An 18,123-nucleotide genomic window follows, 5' to 3' on the forward strand; every position below is an offset into this window, starting at 1 on the left:
GTCGCGGCCGTCTATCGCTCGCGGACCACGCCCTGTTCCCAGGCCCAGGCGGCGATCTCGACGCGGTTACGGGCGTCGATCTTCTGCTGGATGTTGGCCAGGTGTGTCTTGACGGTGGACAGGGACACCACGAGCCGGTCGCAGATCTCCTGGTTGGTGCGGCCCACCGCGACGAGCCGGGCGACGTCCCGTTCCCGTTCGGTGAGGACACTGCCGACGTCCGGGTCGGGGCGAGTGGGGGAGAGGTGCTTGAGGAGTCGGACGGTGACGGCGGGGGAGACCAGCGCGTCGCCGCGGGCGGCGGCGCGTACCGCTTCGATCAGCAGGCTGGGCGGGGCGTCCTTGAGGAGGAAGCCACAGGCCCCGTTGCGCAGGGCGGTGTGGACGTAGTCGTCCTGGTCGAAGGTGGTGATCACCACGACGCGCAGCGGGGCGCGGACGCCAGGGCCCGCCAGGGCGCGGGTGACGTCCAGGCCGTCCAGCCGGGGCATGCGGATGTCGACGAGGCAGACGTCGGGGCGGAGCCGGCGGGCCAGTTCCACGCAGCCGGCGCCGTCGGCGGCCTCGCCGACGATCTCGATGTCGGGCTGGGCGCCGAGGATCAGGCGGAAGCCCATACGGACCAGTTCCTGGTCGTCCGCGATCAGTACGCGGATCGCCGTGTCGCTCACGCCGGTGATCCTGCCTCAGCGGCGAGTGTGGGGAAGGCGGCGGTGACCCGCCAGCCGCCGTCGTCGGTGGGGACGGCGGTCAGCGTGCCCTCCACCGCCTCGACCCGTTCGCTCAGGCCGACGAGCCCCAGGCCACCGCGTCCGCCGACCGGGCCAGGCTGGTGCGCGTCCGGTGCCGAGTTGTGCACCTCGACCCGCAGCCGGTGCCCGTCGGTGTCGATCCGTACGGCGACCGCGGCGCCGGGCGCGTGCCGGCGCACATTGGTCAGCGCTTCCTGGACCACTCGGTGCACGGACGTCTCCACCTCGGGGGCGAGCCGCACGTCGCGGGCCGTCGCGGCGATGTGCAACCGGGTGTTCGCCTCGTCGTCGGAGTACGTGGAGACCAGCCGGCCGAGTTCCGACCAGAGCTGACCGGGCCGGATGCCCGCGCGGTCGTCCTCGCGCAGGACCCGTACCAGGCGGCGCATGGAGTCCAGGGTCTCCGATCCGGAGCGGCTGATGTTCTCCAGCAGCGGCGTGATCTGTTCCGGTGCGCTGTGCTGGAGGGCCAGGGCGGCGTTGGCCTGGACGATGATGCCGGTGACGTGGTGGGCGACGAAGTCGTGCAGGTCGTGGGCGAGTTCCAGGCGCTGACGCTGACGGACGGCGGCGACGTCGCGGGCCCGTTGCTCTTCCAGCAGTCGTCCGCGCAGGCCCCAGGCGAGCGCCAGGCCGACGCCGAGCGCCATCACCAGGGACCCCGTGACGGAGCTGTCGACGCCGTAATACAGGTCCGTCTGCAGGAAGCGCTGCGGGATCGCGATGATCGCCACAGCCAGTGCGGCCGCCACGGCCGCCCCCGTCCTCGAACGTGGCACCGCCCCCGCCACTCGGGAGAGCAGCACCAGGGCAGCGACACTCTCCAGCCCTCCGAACGTCCCGTTCAGATTCGGGCTCGCCCAGAGGGCGATCACGATCGTGCAGACCAGCGAGCCGCCCGCGACGAGCGCGCCGCGTACCCGCACGCTCGGCCGGTGGGCGGGCCGCAGCAGCGCCAGGCAGACGAGGGGGCCGGACACCATCGGCAGCAGGCTCGTCCAGCGGTGGTCGGGCACTCCGTTGGCGAACACGTCGAGCAGCCCCAGCAGGCCGAGGAGGATCCAGCCGGCGGCAGCCGGCGCTCGGCGGCGCGGCGAAGTCTCGGAGTTCACGCTCGGCAGGATACGGAAGCGGTGTCTCCCGACGGACTCGGCCGAACGGCCGATGTCCGGCCGTCACCACCGGCCGTCCGGCCGAGACGGCCTGACGCTCACGCCCGAAAGGTGCACTGCACGCATCCGGTGAACACCGCCTCCGGACACCGCCTCCGCTCTGCCGACGGGCTCCGGCCCGTCCGAGCCCTCCGGTCCCGGCGCGGGGCGGTCCCGGGCGTCAGGCCGGTCGGCCCTGTCGTTCTCCCGTGCGCACCAGACCGGTCTCGTAGGCGATGACGACCAGCTGCGCCCGGTCGCGGGCACCGAGCTTCGTCATGGCCCGGTTGGCGTGGGTCTTGACCGTGACCGGGGTGACGAAGAGGCGTTCGGCGATCTCGTCGTTGGACAGGCCGGATCCCACCAGCGTCAGCACCTCCCGCTCCCGCGGAGTCAGCGTCGCCAGCCTCCGGGGGTCGACCAGGTCGCCGGGAGAGGGAGCGGCCAGGACACGGGCGATGAGACCCTTGGTGGCGGCCGGGGACAGCAACGCCTCGCCGGCCGCCACGAGCCGGACGGCGTCGAGCAGGTGCGCCGGTTCGACCCCCTTGCCCAGGAAACCGCTCGCGCCGGCCCGGAGGGCCTCGACGACGAGTTCGTCCTCCTCGAACGTGGTCAGCACGAGGACCTTGACCCCGGCCAGGTCCTCGTCCTGACCGATCAGCCGGGTGGCCTCGATACCGTCGACCTCGGGCATGCGGATGTCCATCACCACGACCTCGGCACGCTCCGAGCGGGCCAGCAGTACGGCCTCCCGCCCGTTGGCGGCCTCCCCGACGACCTCCATGTCGGGCTGTGCGTCGATGAGAAGGCGGAACGTGCCCCGGAGCAGGGCCTGGTCGTCGGCGAGCAGGACGCGCACGGTCATGGACGGTCTTCTCTCACGGGTGTCAGACGGTGGTGGGGAGCGAGAGCGGCAGGTCGGCGACCACTTGGAAGCCCCCTTCCGGGCGCGGCCCGGCCGTCACGGTACCGCCGATGGCGGTGGCCCGTTCGTGCATGCCCATGAGTCCATGGCCGGTTCCCGGCCCCTTCGGCGCGCCAGGCGGTCCGTCGTCGGTGACGGTGACCCGGAGCGCGTGGACCCCGTAGTCCAGAACCACCGTGGTCCGGGTCGCCGAGGCGTGCTTGTGGGTGTTGGTGAGTGCTTCCTGGACGATCCGGTAGGCGGTCAGTTCGGTCGCGGACGCCAGAGGCGACGGATCGCCGGTACGGGTCACCCGCACGGACAGTCCGCTCGCCCGGAACCCGCTCGCGAGGGCTTCGAGATCGGCCAGGCGGGGAAGGGGGGCGCGCGAGTCCGGCGCGTCGTCGTACTGCCGCAACAAACCGACGGTGGCCCGCAGTTCGTCCAGCGCGGCACGGCTGTTGTCCTTGATGTGGGCCAGTGCCTCGTAGGCCTGCTCCGGGTTGGCGCGCATGAGGTGGTGGGCCACGCCCGCCTGGGCGTTGACCAGGGTGATGTGGTGGGCGACCACGTCGTGCAGGTCCCGCGCGATGCGTACACGCTCCTCGGTCACCCGGCGGCGGGCCTCCGCCTCGCGCGTGCGCTCGGCGTGTTCCGCGCGCTCCCTGGCCGCCGCGAGGTTCTGACGGCGGCCGAGGACGGCGCGGCCGATCCCGGTGGCCGCGATCACGGCGTCGAAGCGCAGCAGGCCGGCTCCGCCCACCAGGGACTCCATGTGCGTGGCCGCGTAGACGCTCGTGACCGCCACGGCCGCGGTGGAGCCGACGATCCATGCGGTGCGCCGACTGCCGTGGAGGGCGAGCGTGTACAGGGCGACCAGGGTCGCCGCCGGGGTCGGTGAGATGTGCGAGGCGACGGCCATCAGCGTGAGGTCGCCCGCCAGGGTGAAGAGGGCCACCCCCAGGGGCCAGCGGCTGCGGAAGGCCAGCGGCACGCACGACAGTGCCGTCCACACCACCTCGTCCCAGCGGGGCTCGTGCCAGCCGGAGTCCCCGACGGCGGTCGCCGCGGTGGCGATCAGGATCAGGGGAACCGCGGGCAGCACGTCCTTGATCCGGTCATGGCCGGCCAGCCACTGTCGCCACACCATGGGCAGTTCCATCCCCTCACTCTAGGCAGCGCGGGGCCGGCGGAAGCGGGAGGGCCCGTGCTCCGCCGACCCGTGCGCCAGGTCGGTCCGTCGTGTGGTCGGTCAGTTGGCCTGGCCGGCGGTCTCCCGTTCACGCACCGGGTGCAGCGGAGGGGCCGGCTCGTCGGCGGGGCCTTCGACGGAGATGTTCGGCAGCGCCCTGTCCAGCCGTCGGGGCAGCCACCAGTTCGCCTTCCCGCACAGGTGCATGAGCGCGGGCACGACGATCATGCGGATCAGCAGGGCGTCCGCCGCGACCGCGACCGCGAGACTGACCCCGAACTCGGAGATCACCCGCATCCCGCCGAACACGAAGGAACCGAAGACACAGACCATGATGGTGGCGGCCACGGCGATGACCTTGCCGGTCTCCGCCTGCCCGACCCGGACCGCGCGGGCGCTGTCCCCGGTGTGGGCCCACTCCTCACGCATCCGGCTGACCAGGAAGACCTGGTAGTCCATGGACAGACCGAACATGATGCCGACGACCAGGATCGGCACGAACGACTCGATCGGACCGGCGGACCCGAGTCCCAGGAGCCCGGCGCCGTAGCCGTACTGGAAGACGACCACGATCGCGCCGAAGGCCACGCCGATGCTGAGGATGTTCAGCAGCGCGCCGACCGCCGGGACGAGCAGGCTGCGGAAGGCGACCGCCAGCAGCAGGAAGCCGAGCGCGGCGATCACCAGGACGAAGAGGGGGAGCTTGCCCATCAGCACCGAGGCGAAGTCGTCGTTGCTCGCCGTGACACCGCCGACGTAGACCGTCATCGACGTGCCCCGCTCGGCGCGCGGGATCACGTCGTCACGCAGGTGGTGGATCAGGTCGGACGTCGCCGCGGACTGCGGGGAGGTCGTCGGGACCACGGAGACCACACCGACGCTCTGTCCGTCCTTCATGGGCGCGGCGGCGACACCGGCCACGCCGTCGGCCTCGCCGAGCGCGGTGACCAGCCGTGCCGCGGCGGCCTTGTCGGTGGGGGCGGGGGCCTGGACGGCCAGTACGAGCGGTCCGTTGAAACCGGGCCCGAAACCGTCCGCGATCATGTCGTAGGCCTGGCGGTTCGTCGAGGCCGTGGGGAGGTTGCCGTCGTCGGACGCGCCCAGCCGCAGGGAGAGGGCCGGGAACGCGAGCGCCGTCAGTACGGCCAGGGCGACGAGACCCAGCGCCCGCGGGCGGGCCTGGACGCGCTCGGCCCACCGGCCCCACACCCCGGCCCGTCCCGCGGAACGGGTCCGCGTCCGTCCGGCTGCCGTGCCGCGCTCCCTGCGGCTCAGGACCCGCGGACCGATCAGGCCGAGCATGGCCGGCAGCAGGGTGAGGGCGGCCAGGACGGTCAGGACCACGGTGACGGCCGCGCCGATCGCCATGCCGTTGATGATGCCGACGTTCAGGGTGAGCATGCCGAGCAGCGCGACGACGACGGTGAGCCCGGCGAACACCACGGCACGGCCTGAGGTGTTGAGGGACTTGGCCACCGAGTCGGCCACGCTCATGCCGGACATCAGGTTGCCCCGGTGCCGGTTGACGATGAAGAGGGCGTAGTCGATGCCCACCCCCAGGCCGATCAGCGAGCCGAGCGTCAGCGTGGTGTCGGAGAGGGTGATGACATGGCTGAGCAGGATGACCGTGACCGCCGACGTACCCACGCCGACGACGGCCGTGATGATCGGCAGTGCCGCCACCCACACCGCCCGGAAGACGAACAGCAGGACGATGAAGGCCAGGATGATCCCCATCGCGTCGGCGACGGCGTTCGGCTCCGGGTTGACGGTGAACGCCTGCCCGTTGAGGGCGATGTGCAGGCTGTCCGTGCCCGCTTCGGTGGCCAGGTCCTTCACGTGGTCGATCCGGGCGTCCGGGACGTCCTCGTCGAAGGCGACCGTGGCGTAGGCCGTCCTGCCGTCCTCGCTGATCTGCCCCTTGCCCGCGGATGTGTACGGGCTGGTCACCGCGGCGACGCCCGGCGCGTCGGCGATGTCCTTCAGTGCGGAGGTCATCGTCCGCTCGGCCGCAGGCTCGGTGACCTTGCCGCCGTTCAGCTGCCAGACCACCCTGCCGCTCTTGCCCGCCGCGCTGTCGGACGCCTTCTGCAGCAGGGCCGTGGCCCGGGCCGAGTCGGTGTCCTGCGAGATCGGGCTGTTGCCGAAGGCGCTGCCGGCCGCACCGACGCCGGCGCCCAGGACGAGCAACAGCCCGACCCAGACCAGGACGACGGCGAGCCGGTGCCTATGGCACCAGCGGGCGAGAGAGGACATGGACGTGCCTTTCCAGGGGACTGCGGGGTGATCGGGCCGACGATCACGGCCCACTCTCACGCTCGCAGTTCCCGGGCCTCACGTCGTTGGCCGTCCGCAGACACTTCCGCGTACTGCGAACGCAGCAGGCGTCTGTGGCCGGTGACGGTGCGCACGCTGCGGATGCCGCGCCGAGGCCGCGTCGGTGGGCCGCGAGGGCAGGACGGACCCGGCCGAGTCGCCGCAGCCGAACCGGCTCCGGCAACCCCTGGAGTCGGCGCCCGGACGCGTCGGTCAGCCGGTCGTCCTCACGGGTGCGCTGCCGCGCCCGTGGTCGCGGGAGCCCAGCTCGGCGTCGAGCGTCTCCTGGGCCACGCGCATGGCCTCGGCGTGGACCGGGTCCTGCAGCCTCCGCCACATCTCGGCCTCGGGTACGTCCTCCACGCGGCTGACCACCCACCAGATGTTGCCGAACGGGTCCTTGATACGCCCCCCGCGCTGTCCGAAGGCGTCGTCGGCCAGGGCGGTGACGATCTGCGCGCCGACGGTGAGGGCGCGGGAGAACGCACGGTCCGCGTCGGCGACGTACACACGGAGCAGGCTCGGCAGGGCGGGCCAGTCCGCGTGCCGGTCGAAGGCCAGCACGACGGTGTCGCCGACGCGAATCTCACCGTGCCCGATCGAGCCGTCCTCGGTCGACACCCGCCGGAGTTCCTCGCCTTCGAACACCTGGGTGACGAAGTCGAGGAAGGCTCCCGTGTCGTCGGTGACGACCCAGGGGGCGACGGTGGTGTAACCCTCCGGTGCGGCGCTGGTCTGCTCGGGCATCGCGGTCCCTTCGAGGATGTCGGCTGTCAGGACCGACGTTAGGCGCGAAGTAGGCCGAATATTGTCCTACTTGCCGCGCTCGCCGGTGCCGGGCGGCCACAATGCTCATGTGGCTGAACGTGTGCGAGTCCGGGCGAGGGACGACGACGAGGAGTGGCGGGCCTTGCGCTTCATCTCCGAGGAGTCGTCCGACGGCGTCTTCGAACAGGTCTTCCTCCTCGGCGACCTTCCCGGCGTGCTGTGGACTCCCCAGGGTGCCGTCGGGACGCGCCCCCTGATCGCCCTGGGGCATGGCGGCGGCCAGCACAAGAAGGTCCCTGACCTCGTGGACCGTGCTCGCCGTTTCGTGGCCGAGTGCGGCTTTGCCGTGGTGGCGGTCGACGCGCCCAGCCACGGTGACCGCCCGGATCATGAGGAGTTCACCCGGATCGCGACGGAGTACGAGGCCCGGCTCGGCACCGGTGAGGAACTGGCCCCGCTCATCGCGGCTTTCCAGGCGCTCGTCGTCCGCCGGATCGTGCCGGAGTGGCGGGCGGTCCTCGACGCGGTCCAGAAGCTCGGTCATGTCGGTACCGGGCCCGTCGGCTACTGGGGTCTGTCGCTGGGCTGCGTGATCGGCGTCCCGCTCATCGCCGCCGAGCCGCGGGTGCGGGCGGCGGTGCTGGGGCTGGGCGGTGCCGAGGTCTCGGCCGAGGCCGCCGCGCGGGTGACCGTTCCGGTGGAGTTCCTCATGCAGTGGGACGACGAACGAGTGCCGCGGCCCCAGGGCCTGGCCCTGTTCGACGCCTTCGCCTCCACCGAGAAGACACTGCACGCCAACCCCGGCAAGCACGGTGAGGTGCCGGCTTTCGAGCGAGACAGCACGCTGCGGTTCTTCGCCCGGCACCTTGGCCGACACGGCAGTTCAGGGGCCGCCGTGACCGTGCCGGGGCGAACGGTGTCCGGTGCGGCGCTCTCTACCGCGCGGCGGCACCCGACCCCCACCACGGGACCCGATCGCCGACGTCGTTGACGGCGAAGAAATCCTTGACGGCGGCGGTCTCCGCGGCATCCGGCTGGTCGTTGGCGCACTCCGAGCCCGCCCAGGCCCCGGACATCACCTTCGAGCACGGGCTGCCGGGGCCGATGTCGGGAAGCGAGAGGATGTGTCCCAGCTCGTGGACGACGATGCGCGAGGGCTTGTACAGCTGGGCGTCCCCGACCTCCAGGTACACCCAACCCCGGCCCGCTCCCTTGATGTTGACGTGGGACTGGACGCCCTTGGCCGTCTTGTACTCCATCACCCGTAGTGCCGCCGGGGTGTCCTGCTCGACGAACCTGATGGTCGGGACGGCCTTGTTCCAGATGGCGATGGCCTCGCGGGACGCCTCCGTGTAGGAGCCGGCCAGCAGGAGGTCGACGGGGATGACCTCCGGTACCGGATCGGCGGCGCCGGCCGGTGTGACACCGCCCAGCAGGGCGCCGCACGCCAGGGCCGCTGTCGACAAGAACTTCCATGTTCGGGCCACGGATGTGCCTCCATTCTGTTGTGGAACGAGGCTAGGGACACCCCATGAGGCTCTCAACGCACCTTTGCGCCTGTTCGAAGGGTGGCCGAGACATGCGCGCGAGGGCGTCCGCAGGTCCGGCCGCCGGGGCCACTCAAGGTGCTACTCCCAGACGTACCAACGGCAGTGGTACATCCCCGCGTCGTCCCAAAACCGCTCGCTCGTTGGATCACGGCCCGTGCCCCACAGTGGAGCTGAACCGCACCGACGGCCCGGTGAGGCGGCTGCCGACTCCCCATCGGCCGCCGCACTCCGCCCGGGCCGACGGGCGGCCTCGCCCGCCGCGGCCCGAACCGTGTCCCGAGGCCGGCCCGACCGGCACCGCGGCAGCCACGACGCCTCCTGGCAGGACTGCCTCACACCGGCAGTCGCCACGCCCCCCACCAAGGAGATCGCTCTTGTCCCGCCGATTCCTCTTCGTCCTCGGCAGCCACCGCAGCAACGGGAACACCGAGTTGCTCGCGCGCCGGGCCGCCGCGCGGCTGCCCGCCGACTGCGAGCAGGAGTGGATCTCGCTCGCCGAGCACCCGCTTCCCGACTACGACGACCTGCGGCACACCACGCGGCCGGAGGAGGGCAGCGATCTCGCGCGGCTCTTCGAGGCCACGTACGCGGCGACGGACATCGTCATCGCCTCACCGGTGTACTGGTTCTCGCTCTCCTCGCGCACCAAGCGCTACCTCGACCACTGGACGGCCTGGCTGTACGCCCCGGAAGTCGACTTCGGCGCGGCCATGGCCGGGCGCACCCTGTGGGCCGTCACCGCCTCCGCGGGCGCCTCGAGCAGGGTCGCCGAACCGCTGGTCGGCACCCTCAACAACCTGGCCGCGTACCTGCAGATGAACTTCGGCGGTGTCCTGCACGGCACCGGCACGGCACCGGGTGACGTCCTGAAGGACGCCGACGCGCTGGCGCACGCAGGGACGTTCTTCGCCCAGCACGCGCCGCCCGCCCGCTTCCCCCACAGCTTCGCGCGGCCCGAGCCCGACAGGGGATCCGCCGCCTGACCGCTCGCGGCACCCCGGGATACCGGCACCCGCCCTCCGCCGACCGAGAGAGTCATCCGTCATGCCCACCGAACCCCCCGAGCCGACTGTCGCCCCACCCGAGGGGTCTGTCGCCGTCACTTCGCCCGCCCCCTCCCGCCGTACGTTCATGGCGACCACCACGGTCGCCGGCGGCGCGGTCGTCGCGGGCGGCCTGACCACCGGGCCGTCCGTGTTCGGGGCGGAGCCCGCGGCGGCCCCGAAGGCGCCGCCCACCAGCCGCGTGACGGTGACCGTCAACGGCAGGCGCCACACCCTCACGGTCGACAACCGGACCTCGCTGCTGGATCTGCTGCGCGAACGCCTCGGCCTGACCGGTTCCAAGAAGGGCTGCGACGCGGGTGCCTGCGGCGCGTGCACGGTCCTGGTCGACGGCCGCCGCGTCAACGGCTGCCTGACCCTCGCCGTCCGGCTCGACGGTGCCGAGGTCACCACCATCGAGGGCCTGGCGAAGGGGGAGCGACTGCACCCGCTGCAGCAGGCGTTCATCGACCAGGACGCCTTCCAGTGCGGCTACTGCACCCCGGGCCAGATCATGTCCGGCGTCGGCTGCATCGCGGAGGGGCACGCCGACTCGCCGGAGGAGATCCGGGAGTTCATGAGCGGGAACATCTGCCGCTGCGGCTGCTACGTGAAGATCGTGCGGGCCATCGGACAGACCGCCGACCGGAAGTGAGGACCGATGCATCCCTTCTCCTTCACGAAGGCGGCGACCACCCGCCAGGCTCTCGACGCGGGCCGTGCCGGCGGACGTTACATCGCCGGCGGGACGACCCTGGTCGACCTGATGCGCGAGACCGTGGAACGCCCGAGCACGATCGTCGACATCAGTGGTCTGCCGCTGCGCGACATCATGGTCACCCGGCGCGGGGGCCTGCGCATCGGCGCGCTGGTGCGGATGTCCGAGGCCGCCGCCCACCGGGGCGTACGCGCGCTGTATCCGGTGATCTCGCAGGCGCTGGAACTGAGCGCGTCGGCGCAATTGCGCAACATGGCGACCATCGGCGGCAACATCATGCAACGCACCCGCTGCACCTACTTCCGTGACGTGACCGCCGCCTGCAACAAGCGTGAGCCTGGATCGGGTTGCGCGGCCCTGCACGGCGTCAACCGCACCCACGCGATCCTCGGCACCTCCGACGACTGCGTGGCCACCCACCCCTCCGACCTCGCCGTGGCGTTCTCCGCACTGGAGGCGACGGTGCACCTGCTCGGCCCGGCGGCGGAACGCAGCGTGCCCTTCGCCGACTTCCTGCACAAGCCCGGCAGCACCCCGAACCGCGAACAGACACTGGGCAAGGGCGAGTTGATCACCGCGGTCGAGATCCCGGCCTTTCCGCGGCCGCTCAGGTCGGGCTATCTGAAAGTGCGCGACCGGCAGTCGTACGAGTTCGCGCTGACCTCGGCGGCCGTCGCGCTGTACATCCGCGGCGGAGTGGTCCGCGAGGCCAAGGTGGCCGCCGGGGGAGTGGGCACCGTGCCGTGGAAGCTGCCCGCCGTCGAACAGGCGCTCATCGGGCGGCGGCCGTCCGAGGCACTGTGGAGGAGGGCCGCCGACCGGGCGACGGAGGGGGCCAGACCCCTCCGGTACAACCGTTTCAAGGTCGAGCTGCTGAAACGGACCGTCGAACGTCAGCTGCGCGTCGTGGGAGGTGGCAAGTGAGTGGGCAGCCTCAGGCAGCCGTCGGGGCGCCCCTGTCCCGGGTGGACGGGCGGCTGAAGGTGACCGGTCAGGCCAAATACGCCGCCGATCACGCCCTCCACGGCGTCGTCCACGCCGTCGTCGTCGACAGCACCGTCGCGCGGGGCCGCGTCACCGGCATCGACACCCGCGCCGCCGACGCCCAGCCCGGAGTCCTCGGCGTCATCAGTCACCTCGACAGACCCGAGCTGGTCTACCGCGACAACCCGGGCGCCTGGCTGGACCCGCTCGTCGGCGAACGGCTGCATGTCTTCCAGGACGACACGGTCCGCTTCTTCGGGCAGCCCGTGGCCGTGGTCGTCGCCCACACCCTGGAGATCGCCCAGCACGCCGCCGACCTGGTGAACGTCTCCTACGAGGCCGAGCAGCCGTCGACCGACATGACGGCGCCCGACGCCGAGGAGAACGACCCCCTGCCCCGGCAGACCTACCGGCGCGGCGACCCCGACGACGCCTTGGCCTCGGCCGAGGTGAAGGTGGAGAGCACCTACCGGCTCGCCCGCAACCACCACAACGCGATGGAACCTCACGCCACCATCGCCCGCTGGAACGGCGCGAAGCTCACCGTCTGGGACAAGACCCAGTGGACATTGGGCGCCCGGGACGAACTGGCCGCCGTGTTCGGCATCCCCGTCGGCGACGTGCGCGTCATCTCGCCGTTCGTCGGCGGCGCGTTCGGCAACGCACTGCGCACCTGGCCGCACGTCACCATCGCGGCCCTCGCCGCCCGCCGGATCCGCCGCCCGGTCAAACTGGTCCTCACCCGCCGACAGCTGTACTACGGGGTGGGCTACCGGCCCGCCTACGAGTACGGGCTGGGTCTGGGCAGCACCCGGGGCGGCCGGCTGACCGCCGCGGTCCACCACATACGGGCCGAGACGTCCTCGTACGAGAACTACGGCGAGGGCGTGATGACCCCGGGGCAGATGTTCTACGCCACGCCGCACGTCCGCCAGACGTACCGGACGGTGCCGCTGGACGTGAACACGCCGACGTTCATGCGGGGCCCCGGCTACTCCACCGCCGCCTTCGCCCTCGAGTCCTGTCTGGACGAACTCGCCCACGAGCTCGGTATCGACCCGATCGAGCTGCGGCTGCGCAACGAACCACAGGAGGACCCTTCCAACGGGCTGCCGTTCTCCACCCGGCGGCTGCGCGAGTGCCTGCGGGCCGGAGCCCGCGCGTTCCGCTGGAGCGGACGCAACCCCGAGCCGCGCTCCCGGCAGGAAGGAGACTGGCTGATCGGCACGGGCATGGCCGGAGGCGTCTACGACACCCTGCGCATGCAGTCCGCCGCCCGCGTCAGGCTGGACGCCGACGGCACGGCCCTGGTCCAGGCGTCGACCAGCGACATGGGCCCCGGCACCTACACCTCGATCACCCAGGTCGCCGCCGATGCCCTCGGCCTGACGATGCGCACGGTCCGCTTCGAACTCGGCGACTCCGACTTCCCCGCGTCACCGCCGCACGGCGGCTCGCAGACCATGGCCGGCGTCGGCTCGGCCGTCCAGGACGGCTGCGACACGCTGCGCCGGCAGGCGATCGGGCTGGCCGTCGGCGACGAGCGCTCACCGCTGCACGGCGTCGACGCCGACGATGTCGTGGTGCGCGCAGGCCGGATGTACGTGAAGGGCGACACCGCACGCGGCGAGACCTACCGACAGCTGCTGGCCCGCAACGGCCGCACCCACCTGGAAGTGACCGGGACCTTCACTCCGACCGGGGACGACCGGTTCTCCATGTACGCCTACAGCGCGGTCTTCGCCGAAGTGGCCGTCGACCGGCGGCTGGGCCTGGTGCGGATGCGCAGGATGCTCGGCGTCTACGACGTCGGACGGATCATCAGCCCCAAGCTGGCCGACAGTCAGGCCCTCGGCGCCATGGTGGGCGGCATCGGGCAGGCGCTGCTGGAACACACGGCCGTCGACCACCGCGACGGCCGTGTCGTCAACGCCGACCTCGCCGCCTACCTCGTCCCCGTCAACGCCGACGTCCCCGACCTCAAGGCGATGTTCCTGGACGGGGAGGACCGCCACGCCGACCCCCTCGGCGTCAAGGGCCTGGGCGAGATCGTGAAGGTCGGGGTCGCCCCCGCCATCGCCAACGCGGTCTTCCACGCCACCGGGAAGCGTGTCCGCGAACTGCCCCTCACCGCCGAGGCCCTGCTGTGACCCCGGCGGCGACGGGACCTCCGGCCACATGTGCGGGGTCCTGAGAACCGCCCACCCAAACGCCCGCCGCCGCGCCCCACTCCCCCCTGCCGGCGCGGCGGCGGGGCATTGGGCAGCGGGCGGACGGACCGTACGGTGGCCGACCGGGTGCGCGCGCTGCTGCGTGCGGGCCGGACCGCACGCGTCGACACCAACCGAGGCGCCGGCCTGCCCCTGTCCCGCGTCGCCGGTCCGATCCACGGTCGTGCCCCCCAAGGCCCAGGCGCCGTCGTCCGGGATCCTGGCCGTATGAGGTCCACGCGCTCATCGACGCCATGGCCGAGGCGGCCGCGCGTCACCCGCTGTCAGCGCAGCGGCTCCCTCTCCCAACCGGCCAGCGTCCGCAGTGCTTCCTCCGAGGGGGAGCCGGGCACGGCGTGGTAGGTGACCAGCCGCATCGGGGCGCCCCCGGGCAGGGCCATGGGCTCGTGGACGAGGTCGAACTCTCCCACCAGCGGGTGCCGCATCCGCACGGTCTCGCCGACCGTTCCGCAGCTCACCTCGTGCCGCGCCCACAGCCGCCGGAACTCCTCGCTCTTCTGCGACAACTCCGCGATCAGCGCGGAGAGTTGCGGATCCCCGGGGCTCTTGCCCGCGTTCATGCGTAACGCCCGCGCGATCCTCGGAGCGGTGCCCTCGGGATCGGCGAACCTCTTGCGCGCCTCGGACGAGAGGAAGGCCAGGCGGGCCGTGTTGCGTTCCTCCAGCGGCAGCAGGCCCCAGTCGCCGAAGACGGCGGTGGCGAGGCGGTTCCACGCCAGGATGTTCAGGCCTCTGTCGACGACGTAGGCCGGGACCCCGAGCGCGTCGAGCAGGTGCTGCACGCTGGGCCGTACTCCCCGGGGCGAGGGCCCGGCCTGCGGTTCGCTCTGCCGCTCGGGCTGGGCCAGCCGGACCAGATGCTCCCGCTCCTCCTCGTCGAGGCGAAGGGCGCGGGCGATCGCGTCCAGCACCTCGGCCGACATGGTCTCGCCGTACCCCTGCTCCAGGCGTGCGTAGTAGGCGTACGACACCCCCGCCAGCTGCGCCAACTCCTCGCGTCGCAGCCCGGGGACCCGCCGTCGGCCGTACGAGGGGAGGCTGACGTCCTCGGGCTTGATCCGGGCTCTGCGTGAGCGCAGGAAGTCCCTCAGTTCGGTACGCCGGTCGAGTCCGGACGCCCCTCGGTCACCGGGCGCCACATCTGAAGACATCTCTGCCCTCCGGTTTGTCACACGTGCCTCGCTGGTGCGCAGCAGCGTACAACATCGACTCCGCGAATCTTATTGAGACTCAGTATCACTACGATGTAGAGTCTCTGCATAAGACTTCATCTCGAACGGGAGTGTTTCTCGTGAGCAAGATCTGGTTCATCACCGGTTCCTCGCGCGGCTTCGGCCGCGAGTTCGTCACCGCGGCCCTGGAGCGCGGGGACAAGGTCGCGGCCACCGCCCGCGACACCGACTCCCTGGCGGACCTGGTGGCCGCGCACGGCGATGCGATCCTGCCCCTGTCGCTGGACGTCACCGACAGGGCGGCCGTCACCGCGGCCGTGGAGCGGGCGCACGCGCACTTCGGCCGCCTGGACGTCGTCGTCAACAACGCCGGGTACGGACTGTTCGGCACGGTCGAGGAATCCACGGAGCGGCAGGTCCGCGACCAGATGGAGACCAACTTCTTCGGCGCCCTGTGGGTCACCCAGGCCGTCCTGCCCCTCCTGCGGGCCCAGGGTGGCGGGCACATCGTGCAGATCTCCAGCGTCGGCGGTGTCACGGCCTTCCCGAACCTCGGCATCTACAACGCCTCCAAGTGGGCCCTGGAGGCCATGAGCGAGGGTCTCGCCCAGGAGGTCGCCGGATTCGGCATCAAGGTCACCCTCGTGGAGCCCGGCGGCTTCGCCACCGACTGGGGCGGCTCCTCGGGCACCTTCGCCGACCAACTGCCCGCCTACGACGACCTGCGCACGGCCCTCGCCGCCTACTGGAGCACCTTCCGGCCCGGCGACCCGGCTGCCACCGGTGCCGCCCTGCTGAAGGTCGTGGACGCCGACAACCCGCCCCTGCGGGTCTTCTTCGGCACCTCCCCGCTCCAACTCGTCCCGCAGGTCTACGCCGAACGGCTCAAGACCTGGGAGGAGTGGGCCGACGTCGCCACCGAGGCCCAGGGCGGCGCCGCGTAACACTCCGTCGTCCACGGCGCCGGCCCGGGCTGCTCGCGGAGCGCGGCGTCAGGGCCGTGCCTGATACTCGGTATCAAACTGAGCCCTTGCAGTACCCTTCGGTCATGTCTGAAACCGCTCGTGGCGCCACCCCGTCCGCACGCAAGCCGCCCGGCCTGCGCGAACGCATGCGCGCGACGGTTCAGGCGGAAGTCGTCGAGGTGGCACACCGGCTCTTCACCGAGCAGGGGTTCGACCGGACCACAGTCGACCAGATCGCCGCCGAGGTGGGCCTCTCACGCGCCAGCCTGTTCCGGTACTTCGGCACCAAGGAAGACATCGTCCTGGGGCGCCTGGAGGATTCCGGCCGCCAGATCGCGGCGGAGCTCGCCGCCCGGCCCGACGACGAACATCCCTGGGAGTCGCTGCGCCGTGCCTTCGACGTGCTCATGCGGACCAACGAGGCGGCGCCGCGCGAGCAGGTGCTCAGCTATCTGCGCATGCTTCAGGAGACCCCGTCCCTGCGCGCCCGGCACCACGAGAAGCAACTGGGCTGGCAGGGCGGGCTCGTGCCGGAGGTCGCCCGGCGGCTGGGCGCCGACCCCGACCGGCCCGAGGACACGAGGCCGGGGGCGCTGGCCGCCGCCGCGCTCGCCTGCCTGGACGTGGCCTCCACGGCGTGGGTGGCGTGTGACGGCACCGTCCCCCTGTCCGTCCTCCTCGACCGGGCGATGGGCGCGTTCACGGAGTGACCGTGCCCGCTCCCCGGGCGGGACGGCAGCACGGCTGTGGAGATGCCTGTGCGGGACGGTTTTTCCGCTGGATTCCTCACGCGGCCGGCGCACGACTCGCATCCGGTGGACCTGATGTGCCTGTATCTGCTGCACGGCTCGCTCGAACGGATTCCCGGCCTGCCGGTCGACCGCGAGACGCTGTCGTTCCAGCATCTGAGCCGTCATGTCCGCGCCGCGCCGCGCCGCACATCGCTCCAGCTCCGGCGACGCCCACACCTCCTCCCTCGCCGTCAGGAAGAAGGTGCGCGGACGGCTGTACGGGCTGGAGTTCAGACTTCACTTCGTCGCCGGTGAGCCCTGTGCCGACGCGCTGATCCCGTTCGGCGCGCCGGTCGACCTGAGCCGCTTCATGCACCACCTTCGTGGACACCACACCCTGGCAGAGGCGCCGGGTGACTGGGACTTCGGCGTGTTCACCGACGTGCGGGACCTGCGGGAGAGCGTCGTGCGGTTCGGCAACGGCCGCGAGGTCTGGTTCCAGGTCGGCAGCCACCGCTCGGAACGGCTCCGCGGGGGTACCGGAGGGCGCCTGGCGAACGGGCGGTCCCGGTCGGCCCGGAACCGGGGCCGGCTGGTCACCGGCCGCCTGCAGGGCAACCGGTTCGGGACGCGGGCCCCGGCGCACGCCGGAGGCGTGATGTTCCCCGACCCGCTCGCCGCGGTCGAGGAAGACACGCCCGAGGCGTGGGCGTACCGGCGGTGGGTGGCCAGGCTGCGCGACCCTCGTCCGCTGGGTGTGGGACGGACGGCCCGCCCCGAGTTCGGCACCGGACCGCGCCCTCGGTGAGCTGATCGGCGTACTCCGGCGGACGACCTCGCTAGGCTGTATACACGACTGTGCGCAGAATCGATGAGGAGTCCCATGGCCCGGGCGACCGGTAAGAGCGAGGCGGTCTACGAGCGCCTGAAGAGCGACATCGAGTCGCTGCGGCTGCGGCCGGGAGCCAAGCTCGGCGAGGTCCAACTGGGCGAGGACCTCGGCGCTTCGCGGACGCCGGTGCGGGAGGCGATCCGGCGTCTGGCCCGCGAGGGGCTGGTCGATTTCGTGCCGGGGGAGGTGGCCCGGGTGGCCGCGATCTCGCTGGGCGGCGTGCGGGCCCTGTTCGACTTCCGGATGCTGCTGGAGCCCCGTGCGGCCGCGTCGGTCGCGACGGCGGGGGCGGCCGACGAGCGCGTACGGGCGCCGTTCCATGAACTGCTGGAGCGGCTGGAGGAGTTCGACGCATCCTTCCGTGCGCGGGACTCCGCCGCGCAGGCGCGTTCGTACGAGGAGTTCTACGAGGTGACCGAAGCCTTCGACCAGGCCGTCATCGTCGCCTGCCGCAACCCCTACCTCGCCCGCACGATCCGCGACCTGCGCAGCGAGACCGCACGGCTGCGGCATCTGTCGCACAGCGGGCCGCGCCGCATGCTCACCTCCGTGGAGGAGCATCGCGCGATGCTGAAGGCGATCGTGCAGGGGGACGCGCAGGCTGCGGAGGCGGCCGGCCGGCACCATCTCGCGCAGACCCTCCAGGCGCTCATCGAGAGCCTCACCGGCCAGGGCCTCGTGGTCGGCGCCGACGTCCACCTGGATGTCACCCACCGCTAGCGCACCCGTCCTCACCGGTCCCGGGGAGCCG

Annotated in this window: 16 protein-coding genes and 1 pseudogene; 9 read left to right on the forward strand and 8 right to left on the reverse strand. The window is 71.8% G+C overall.

Annotated elements, in window-relative coordinates; all coding sequences use genetic code 11:
• Positions 1-11 precede the first annotated feature (11 nt).
• From SCAB_RS42330 to SCAB_RS42355, 6 genes are all read right to left on the reverse strand, one after another.
• Complete coding sequence (locus SCAB_RS42330) at positions 12-671, reverse strand: response regulator (protein ID WP_013006223.1); 660 nt, start codon at positions 669-671, stop codon at positions 12-14.
• Positions 668-1,864: a sensor histidine kinase gene (locus SCAB_RS42335; protein ID WP_013006224.1), complete on the reverse strand. Its 1,197-nt coding sequence runs from the start codon at positions 1,862-1,864 to the stop codon at positions 668-670. The genes SCAB_RS42330 and SCAB_RS42335 overlap by 4 nt, the downstream gene beginning before the upstream one ends.
• A gap of 220 nt (positions 1,865-2,084) precedes the next feature.
• Positions 2,085-2,771, reverse strand: a complete 687-nt coding sequence (locus SCAB_RS42340; RefSeq protein ID WP_013006225.1) for a response regulator — start codon at positions 2,769-2,771, stop codon at positions 2,085-2,087.
• A gap of 22 nt (positions 2,772-2,793) precedes the next feature.
• The gene (locus SCAB_RS42345; protein WP_013006226.1) at positions 2,794-3,972 is read right to left on the reverse strand and encodes a sensor histidine kinase; all 1,179 of its coding nucleotides are present in this window, start codon (positions 3,970-3,972) and stop codon (positions 2,794-2,796) included.
• A 90-nt stretch (positions 3,973-4,062) separates the two neighbouring features.
• Complete coding sequence (locus tag SCAB_RS42350) at positions 4,063-6,258, reverse strand: MMPL family transporter (RefSeq protein WP_013006227.1); 2,196 nt, start codon at positions 6,256-6,258, stop codon at positions 4,063-4,065.
• A gap of 273 nt (positions 6,259-6,531) precedes the next feature.
• A complete protein-coding gene (locus SCAB_RS42355; protein ID WP_013006228.1) occupies positions 6,532-7,065 on the reverse strand; it encodes a VOC family protein in 534 nt (177 codons plus the stop codon).
• 163 nt (positions 7,066-7,228) lie between these two features.
• Here SCAB_RS42355 and SCAB_RS42360 point away from each other — a divergent pair.
• Positions 7,229-7,957, forward strand: a pseudogene (locus SCAB_RS42360) (alpha/beta fold hydrolase); the annotation flags it as partial.
• 64 nt (positions 7,958-8,021) lie between these two features.
• On the opposite strand, the gene SCAB_RS42365 reads toward SCAB_RS42360, so the two are convergent.
• On the reverse strand, positions 8,022-8,573 hold the full coding sequence (locus SCAB_RS42365) for a snapalysin family zinc-dependent metalloprotease (protein ID WP_041670208.1): 552 nt from the start codon (positions 8,571-8,573) through the stop codon (positions 8,022-8,024).
• Between the two features lie 437 nt (positions 8,574-9,010).
• On the opposite strand from SCAB_RS42365, the gene SCAB_RS42370 reads away from it, so the two are divergent.
• From SCAB_RS42370 to SCAB_RS42385, 4 genes are all read left to right on the forward strand, one after another.
• Positions 9,011-9,619 carry a flavodoxin family protein gene (locus tag SCAB_RS42370; RefSeq protein WP_013006230.1) on the forward strand — a complete coding sequence of 203 codons (609 nt, stop codon included), beginning with the start codon at positions 9,011-9,013 and terminating at the stop codon, positions 9,617-9,619.
• A gap of 61 nt (positions 9,620-9,680) precedes the next feature.
• Positions 9,681-10,334: a (2Fe-2S)-binding protein gene (locus SCAB_RS42375; protein WP_041670209.1), complete on the forward strand. Its 654-nt coding sequence runs from the start codon at positions 9,681-9,683 to the stop codon at positions 10,332-10,334.
• Positions 10,335-10,340: 6 nt separating this feature from the next.
• The gene (locus SCAB_RS42380; RefSeq protein WP_013006232.1) at positions 10,341-11,321 is read left to right on the forward strand and encodes an FAD binding domain-containing protein; all 981 of its coding nucleotides are present in this window, start codon (positions 10,341-10,343) and stop codon (positions 11,319-11,321) included.
• A complete protein-coding gene (locus SCAB_RS42385) occupies positions 11,318-13,531 on the forward strand; it encodes a xanthine dehydrogenase family protein molybdopterin-binding subunit (protein ID WP_041670210.1) in 2,214 nt (737 codons plus the stop codon). The genes SCAB_RS42380 and SCAB_RS42385 overlap by 4 nt, the downstream gene beginning before the upstream one ends.
• A gap of 344 nt (positions 13,532-13,875) precedes the next feature.
• Here the strand turns inward: SCAB_RS42385 and SCAB_RS42390 are convergent, their stop codons facing one another.
• Entirely contained in the window at positions 13,876-14,763 is an 888-nt protein-coding gene (locus tag SCAB_RS42390; RefSeq protein ID WP_013006234.1) for a helix-turn-helix domain-containing protein, read from the reverse strand.
• A gap of 140 nt (positions 14,764-14,903) precedes the next feature.
• On the opposite strand from SCAB_RS42390, the gene SCAB_RS42395 reads away from it, so the two are divergent.
• The 4 genes from SCAB_RS42395 (at position 14,904) to SCAB_RS42410 (ending at position 18,092) form a co-directional block, all read left to right on the forward strand.
• The gene (locus SCAB_RS42395; protein ID WP_197696217.1) at positions 14,904-15,728 is read left to right on the forward strand and encodes an SDR family oxidoreductase; all 825 of its coding nucleotides are present in this window, start codon (positions 14,904-14,906) and stop codon (positions 15,726-15,728) included.
• A 104-nt stretch (positions 15,729-15,832) separates the two neighbouring features.
• Positions 15,833-16,459, forward strand: coding sequence for a TetR family transcriptional regulator (locus tag SCAB_RS42400; RefSeq protein WP_037728944.1), 627 nt, complete (start codon positions 15,833-15,835; stop codon positions 16,457-16,459).
• A gap of 205 nt (positions 16,460-16,664) precedes the next feature.
• On the forward strand, positions 16,665-17,288 hold the full coding sequence (locus SCAB_RS42405) for a hypothetical protein (RefSeq protein WP_013006237.1): 624 nt from the start codon (positions 16,665-16,667) through the stop codon (positions 17,286-17,288).
• Positions 17,289-17,363: 75 nt separating this feature from the next.
• On the forward strand, positions 17,364-18,092 hold the full coding sequence (locus tag SCAB_RS42410) for a GntR family transcriptional regulator (RefSeq protein ID WP_013006238.1): 729 nt from the start codon (positions 17,364-17,366) through the stop codon (positions 18,090-18,092).
• The last annotated feature ends 31 nt before the right edge of the window (positions 18,093-18,123 follow it).

Source organism: Streptomyces scabiei 87.22, from assembly GCF_000091305.1.
Lineage (GTDB): Bacteria > Actinomycetota > Actinomycetes > Streptomycetales > Streptomycetaceae > Streptomyces > Streptomyces scabiei.